General features: G+C 74.6%; 6 protein-coding genes and 1 pseudogene. 5 read left to right on the top strand and 2 right to left on the bottom strand.

Annotated features, from left to right (window positions below):
- The 5 genes and pseudogenes from GTW67_RS35815 to GTW67_RS35795 all read left to right on the top strand — a co-directional run.
- On the top strand, positions 1–362 hold a 362-nt coding region (locus GTW67_RS35815; RefSeq protein WP_161168878.1), incomplete at its 5' end, for an ATP-binding cassette domain-containing protein.
- Entirely contained in the window at positions 359–2,203 is a 1,845-nt protein-coding gene (locus GTW67_RS35810) for an ABC transporter ATP-binding protein (protein WP_161168877.1), read from the top strand. The genes GTW67_RS35815 and GTW67_RS35810, both read left to right, overlap by 4 nt.
- Before the next feature lie 4 nt (positions 2,204–2,207).
- Positions 2,208–2,423 (top strand): annotated as a pseudogene (locus GTW67_RS35805) (ABC transporter ATP-binding protein); the annotation flags it as partial.
- 113 nt (positions 2,424–2,536) lie between these two features.
- A complete protein-coding gene (locus GTW67_RS35800) occupies positions 2,537–3,478 on the top strand; it encodes an endo-beta-N-acetylglucosaminidase H (protein WP_161168876.1) in 942 nt (313 codons plus the stop codon).
- Between the two features lie 96 nt (positions 3,479–3,574).
- Positions 3,575–4,207, top strand: a complete 633-nt coding sequence (locus tag GTW67_RS35795; protein ID WP_161168875.1) for a DUF1345 domain-containing protein — start codon at positions 3,575–3,577, stop codon at positions 4,205–4,207.
- Positions 4,208–4,238: 31 nt separating this feature from the next.
- Here GTW67_RS35795 and GTW67_RS35790 read toward each other — a convergent pair whose 3' ends face one another.
- Both GTW67_RS35790 and GTW67_RS35785 read right to left on the bottom strand, forming a co-directional pair.
- Entirely contained in the window at positions 4,239–5,147 is a 909-nt protein-coding gene (locus GTW67_RS35790) for a ferredoxin family protein (protein ID WP_161168880.1), read from the bottom strand.
- Positions 5,147–6,352, bottom strand: coding sequence for a cupin domain-containing protein (locus GTW67_RS35785; RefSeq protein WP_524539859.1), 1,206 nt, complete (start codon positions 6,350–6,352; stop codon positions 5,147–5,149). The genes GTW67_RS35790 and GTW67_RS35785 overlap by 1 nt, the downstream gene beginning before the upstream one ends.
- Between the last annotated feature and the right edge of the window lie 53 nt (positions 6,353–6,405).

Here is a 6,405-nt window from a genome sequence, read left to right as displayed (position 1 = left end):
TGGACGAGGTCGTCTCCGTCCTCGCGGGCGGCGGCGCCGGCCGGATCGGCGAGCGCGGCAGCGCCCTGTCGGGCGGTCAGCGCCAGCGGGTCGCCCTGGCCCGGGCCCTGGCCTCCGAGCGCACGGTGCTCGTCCTGCACGATCCGACCACCGCCGTGGACGCGGCCACCGAGGCACGCATCGCCGAGGGCATCCGCGGCGCCCGCGACGGGCGCACCACCGTCCTGGTCACCAGCAGCCCGGCCCTGCTGGCCGTGGCGGACCGCGTCGTGCTGATCGACGCCGGCACCGTGACCGCCGAGGCCTCCCACGAGGACCTCGTGCGCGACCACCCCTCCTACCGCTCGGCGGTGCTCGCATGACGACGACCGCGCAGACGAAGCCGGCCCCGCCGGCCGACGAGGACGCCACGGCGTCCGCCCGCGAGCTGCTGCCCATCGCCTCTCCCGCCCGTACCTGGGCTGCGCTGCGCACCCTGGTCCGGCCCGACCGGGGACCCGCGGCGCTCGCCCTCGGCGTGCTGGTCGCCGCCACCGCCGTCGGCCTCCTGGTCCAGCCCCTGCTGGGCCGCGTCGTCGACATCGTCGCCGACGGCCGCCCGGCCGGCGAGCTGACCCTGCCCGTGGCCCTGCTCGCCCTCGTCGCCGTGGTGCAGGGCGTGGCGACCACGGTGGGGCTGGGCAGGACCGCCCGGCTCGGCGAGCGCGTCCTGGCCCGGCTGCGCGAGCGGTTCGTGGAGCACGCGCTCGGCCTGCCCGCCGACCGGCTGGAGCGGGCGGGCGCCGGAGACCTCACCGCCCGGGTGACCGGCGACGTCGCCCGGGTCGCCGAGGCGGTGCGCTCCGCCCTGCCCGAACTGGCCCGCTCCACGCTCGCCATCGTCCTCACCCTCGGCGCCCTGGCCCTGCTCGACCTCCGGTTCCTGCTGGCGGCCCTGCTCGCCGTGCCCGTCCAGGCGCTCACCGCGCGCTGGTACGTCCGCCGGGCGGGCCCGCTCTACGCCGAGCAGCGCGTCGCCAACGGCGCCCAGCAGCAACAGCTCCTGGAGACCGTCGGGGGCGCGGTCACCGTGCGGGGGCACCGGCTGGAGCGGGAGCACACCGCGCGCAGCGAGGCGCGTTCGCGTGACGCCGTGGCCCTGACGATGCGAGGGGTGCGTCTGGTGCTGGGCTTCTACGCCCGGCTGCACGTGGCCGAGTACCTGGGGCTGGCCGCCGTACTGTTCACCGGGTACTGGCTGGTGCGCGACGACGCCGTGTCCGTGGGCACGGCGACGGCCGCGGCCCTGTACTTCCACAGCCTCTTCGGGCCCGTCAACCAGGCCCTGGTCCTCCTGGACGACGCCCAGTCGGCCGCCGCCGGACTGGCCCGCCTGGTGGGCGTGACCACCCTGGAGGACGACGCGCCGGACCCCGCCGACGCGCCCCCGTTGCCCCGGCAGCGGACCGGGCCGGCCAAAGCCGCGGCGCCCTCGGCGGTCGTCGTGGACGCCGTCGGCCACGCCTACGGGACGGGGCGCCCGGTCCTGCACGAGGTCTCGCTCACCCTCGCGCGCGGCGAGCACGTGGCCCTGGTGGGGACCAGCGGCGCCGGCAAGTCGACGCTCGCCCGCATCGTCGCCGGCGTGCAGCGGCCCACCACGGGCGCGGTGCGGATCGCCGCCGGCGAGGCGGAGCTGCCCGTCGCCCTGGTCACCCAGGAGGTGCACGTCTTCAGCGGCACCCTCGCCGAGGACCTGCGGCTGGCCCGCCCGCACGCCACGGACGCCGAACTGCGCGACGCCCTGGCCGCCGTGGACGCCCTGGACTGGGCCGAGGCACTGCCCGAGGGGCTCGCCACGGTCGTCGGCGAGGGCGGGCACCCGCTGGATCCCGCCCGCGCCCAGCAACTCGCCCTCGCCCGGCTGGTGCTGGCCGATCCGGCCGTCGCCGTGCTCGACGAGGCCACCGCGGAGGCGGGCAGTTCCGGCGCCCGCGTCCTGGAACGCGCCGCCGGGGCCGCGCTGGCGGGCCGGACCGCGCTCGTCGTCGCCCACCGGCTCACCCAGGCCGTCGCCGCCGACCGGATCGTCGTCCTGGAGGGCGGCCGGGTCGTCGAGAGCGGCACCCACGAGGAACTGCGCGACGCGCGGGGCCCGTACGCCGCGCTCTGGCGTGCCTGGTCCGGCAGCCGGGCCGCCCCCGGGCCTGAGCACCACCCCTGACCCGCAGGCCTGCCGGTACGCCGACCACGTCGTCGCCATGAAGGCCGGCCGCGTCGTCGCCGAGGGCGCGCCGGCCGACGTGATCACCGAAGACACCGTGGCGGACGTCTTCGGCCTGCGCTGCCAGGTGACCACCGACCCGGTCAGCGGCACCCCGCTGGCCATCCCGGTGGGCCGGCACCACCAGCCCGCCGAGCCGAGCCGCGTGGGGAAGTCGTGAAGGGTTCGCGCACGCTCCTCGGCATCCGGTGACGACGACGGAAGACTCGGAGGGCTCACCGAGCGCTTCCGAATCAGTCGGACGCCAACCATGCGACGGGAGACCCACCCACGATGTTCACTCTGGTACGGAGCCGGCTGCGGGCCGCCGCGCTCGCGCTCTCGGCCGTCACGGCCCTCGCCCTCGGCGCGACCGCCACGACCGGCGCGACAGCGGCCGCCACCCCCGCGCCCTCCCCCACCAACTCCCCTGCCAAGCAGGGGCCGACCTCGGTGGCGTACATCGAGGTGAACAACAACAGCATGCTCAACGCGGGCAAGTACACGCTCGCCGACGGCGGCGGCAACGTCTTCGACGTCGCCGTGATCTTCGCGGCGAACATCAACTACGACACGACGAAGAAGGCCGCGTACCTGCACTTCAACGAGAACGTGCAGCGCGTCCTCGACAACGCCGCCACGGAGATACGGCCGTTGCAGCAGAAGGGCATCAAGGTCGTGCTCTCGGTGCTCGGCAACCACCAGGGCGCGGGCTTCGCCAACTTCCCGTCCCAGCAGGCGGCTTCGGCGTTCGCGAAGGAGCTGTCGGACACCGTGGCCGAGTACGGCCTCGACGGCGTCGACTTCGACGACGAGTACGCCGAGTACGGCGCCAACGGCACCGCCCAGCCCAACGACAGCTCGTTCGTGCACCTGGTGACCGCCCTGCGCGCGAACATGCCGGACAAGATCATCAGCCTCTACAACATCGGCCCGGCCGCCTCCCGCCTGTCCTACGGCGGCGTCGACGTCTCCGGCTCGTTCGACTACGCCTGGAACCCGTACTACGGCACCTGGCAGGTCCCCGGCATCGCCCTGCCCAAGTCGAAGCTGTCACTGGCGGCCGTCGAGATCGGCCGGACCTCACGGAGCACGACCGCCGACCTCGCCCGTCGCACCGTCAGCGAGGGCTACGGCGTCTATCTGACGTACAACCTCGACGGCAGCGACCGCAGCGCCGACGTCTCCGCCTTCACCAGGGAGCTGTACGGCAGCGACGCCCTCTACACGCCGTAACGCGCCACGCGGGCCGCGCCGCCGACAACGATGTCAGCGGCGCGGTCGCACCGCGCCCGCCGGGACGAACCGCTCGGGCGCCCTTACGGTGATGCCATGAGCAGCTGGTTGCCCGTGGACGCGGTACCGCGGCTGTCCGGCGCCCTTGTCGTCGGGGCCGTGGTGGGCGTCGCGGTGGGGCTGGGCACCGGGGCGGTGCTGGGGGCGCTGGCCGGGATCGCGGCGACGGAGCTCGTCTTCACCCTGGCCGGGTGGATCGTGCTGTGGTCGATGGACGCGTCCGCCACCCACCGCAACGCCCGCCGGGAGAGCTTCCGGCCCCACACGGACGAACTCGCCGTGCTGACCGTCGCCCTCTGCGGCCTGGTCGCCATCGTGCTCCTGCTGCTTCTCGGCCCGTCCGGCGACGGACGCGCCGGCGCCGCGGTCGCCCTGTGCGGTGTGTTCATGGCCTGGGCCACCGTGCACCTGATGTACGCCACCCGCTACGCGTACGTCTACTACACGCGGCACGGCGGGATCGACTTCAACTCCGACGACCCGCCGTCGTACCGGGACTTCCTGTACTTCAGCTACAACCTCGGCATGACCTACCAGGTGTCCGACACCGACGTCTCCAGCACGGCGATCCGCGCGATCGTCCTGCGCCACTGCCTGCTGTCCTACGTCTTCGGCACCAGCATCCTGGCCACCGCCATCAACCTCGTCGCCGGACTCGTCACGGGCTGACCGTCGAAGCGGGGTGCGGGGCGTGGCGGGCTCACGCCGTGCGGATGGCGGTGACCTCGTAGGCCACGGCCGAACTCCTCGCCGCTCCGCGGCACGTCAGCCGGGTCGGCGGGGTGCGGTAGCCCCGCACCTCGACGTCGAACGACTCCGCCCGGGGCGGGCGGCCCGTGATCCGGACCCGCCAGCGGTCGCCGACGCGGTCCGTCCCGGTGACGGCGTAGTCGTGCCGGCCCGCCGGTCCGGCGTGTCCGAGTACGGCCGCGACGGCGGCCTGCTGCGGCGGGAAGAGGTCGGTGTAGCCCCGCAGGTACTCCGGGTGGACGCGGCCGGCCAGATGTTCCTCGATCACGGCGACGGACGATCTGCCGTCGAGACCGCCGTAGTAGACGCCGTCGGGCGCGACGACGACGTTCGCGGCGAACCTGTCGCCGCCGACGTGCGCGCACTCCCACACCAGGTCCGGCCGGCGTTCGCTCAGCGCACGCGCCACGGGCCGCCCGCGCACCGCGCAGCACGGGTCGTGCTGGCCGTGTGCGCAGACGAGGACGACGGGTGGAAGGCCGGCTTCGCCGGGGGCGTCGAGGGCGTCCGCGATCTCGGCCAGGTCCTCGTCCGCGTGCCATCTGCCCCACCGCTGCCGGTGGGCCCCGGAGCCGTCGTAGTGCAGTACGGCCCAGCGGGGGGCGGTGCCCGTCGACGCGCGGCGGCCGTGGCGCCGCACCAGCAGCACCCGCGCCCGCGCCAGCTGGGCGGCGCGGTACACGCGCTCCTTGACGCCGGGGTCGATGGGGAGGCCGTCGAACCCGTTGGCCGGCCAGCCCCCGCGGTACTCGACGAGGACCCAGACGTCGCCGTACGGTGCCGTGCCCGCGATCGGGTCGCCGCGGACCCGGGCGGCGTCGGAGCAGAAGAAGGGGCCTGCCGCGTCCACGGCGGACATCACGAAGCGACGGGCACCACTACGCCCGCACGCAGCAGTCTCTCCACGAGTCCGACGCCGACGTCGCCGGCCCGGTGCGCCTCCCCGTCGAGCACTCGGGTGAGGGACGCCAGGTCGCTCTCGGGGAAGTCGAGCCAGCCCACGCGGGTGCGCAGGCGCAGGCCCTCCAGGCGTGCCTCCAGCCCTTCGCGCAGCCGCACCGCGGAGTCGGGTCCGAGCCCGTCGACGGCCGCGAACTGGACCAGCGGCCCCAGCGGTGCCGGCCGTCCCTGCCCGCGCCGGGCCCGGTGGAACAGCGGTGCGGGGTCCGCCTTCTCCACGGCGGCGACGAGGAGGTCCCGGACGAGTCCGAGCTCGTCGCCCGGCTCCTCGACGCCCAGGGGGAGGGTGGCGCGCATGCGGGGGTCGTCGCGCAGCATCGCCAGCGCCGACCGCGTGAGCTGTTCGGCCAGCGCGTACCGCGTCCAGTTGTGGATTCCCAGGGTGAGGTGGATCGAGACCGCGCCCTGTGCCTGGGCGGAGTGCAGCCAGCCGCGCGGCAGGTAGAGGGTGTCGCCGGGTTCGAGCACGGTGTCGATGCGGGGCTCGCCCTTCGCCGCCTCGGCGACGGCGGAGCGGCGGTCGGTCCAGGGCTGGTCGCGCAGCGGGTCGGGGTGGACGGGCTCGTGGATCAGCCAGCGCTTGGTGCCGTGGATCTGGAGGACGAAGACGTCGTGGACGTCGTAGTGGTCGTCGAACCCGCGGTTCTGCGGCGGGGTGACGTAGGCGTTGGCCTGCACCGGATGCCCGAGTTCGGCGCCGAGGCCGGCGACGAAGTCGCCCAGCGGCTCCCACGTGCGCTGGAGGGCTTGCAGCACCAGCGTGGCGCCGTCGCGGAAGGCGCGCCACACGGCGGTGTCGTCGAGCTGGTCGGAGATGGTGGCTCCGACGCCGGCGGACGAGGTGAACGACGCGTCGGGCAGTGTGGTTCCGTCCTTGGCCACGCGGAGGAACGGCGTACGCAGTCCGCGGCGCGAGACCAGTTCGTCCACGGCGTCCGCGGAGAACAGGTCGGAGAAGTCGTCCGCTCGGCGTGTGTGCAGTGCCGTCCGCGCCCAGACGTCACGGGCGAAGTCGTCCCGGCCCATGTCGATCAGGCGGTTCAGCACCCCGGCGCCTGCTGTCGCAGGGCCGCGGCGCTGAGATCCGCGCCGGGAGGTGCTCAACCGGAGGACTCGTCCGCGGCTCCGTCGGCGCCGCCGTCGTGGACACCGGGCGT

Source organism: Streptomyces sp. SID5910 (genome assembly GCF_009862125.1).
Lineage (GTDB): Bacteria > Actinomycetota > Actinomycetes > Streptomycetales > Streptomycetaceae > Streptomyces.
The sequence above is the reverse complement of the archived record's forward strand: the minus strand, read 5'-3'. Positions and strand labels throughout refer to the sequence as shown.

Coding starts and splice junctions, on each gene's coding strand:
- GTW67_RS35810 (WP_161168877.1), top strand. CDS start 359: ATGACGACGACCGCGCAGACGAAGCCGGCCCCGCCGGCCGACGAGGAC.
- GTW67_RS35800 (WP_161168876.1), top strand. CDS start 2,537: ATGTTCACTCTGGTACGGAGCCGGCTGCGGGCCGCCGCGCTCGCGCTC.
- GTW67_RS35795 (WP_161168875.1), top strand. CDS start 3,575: ATGAGCAGCTGGTTGCCCGTGGACGCGGTACCGCGGCTGTCCGGCGCC.
- GTW67_RS35790 (WP_161168880.1), bottom strand. CDS start 5,147: ATGTCCGCCGTGGACGCGGCAGGCCCCTTCTTCTGCTCCGACGCCGCC.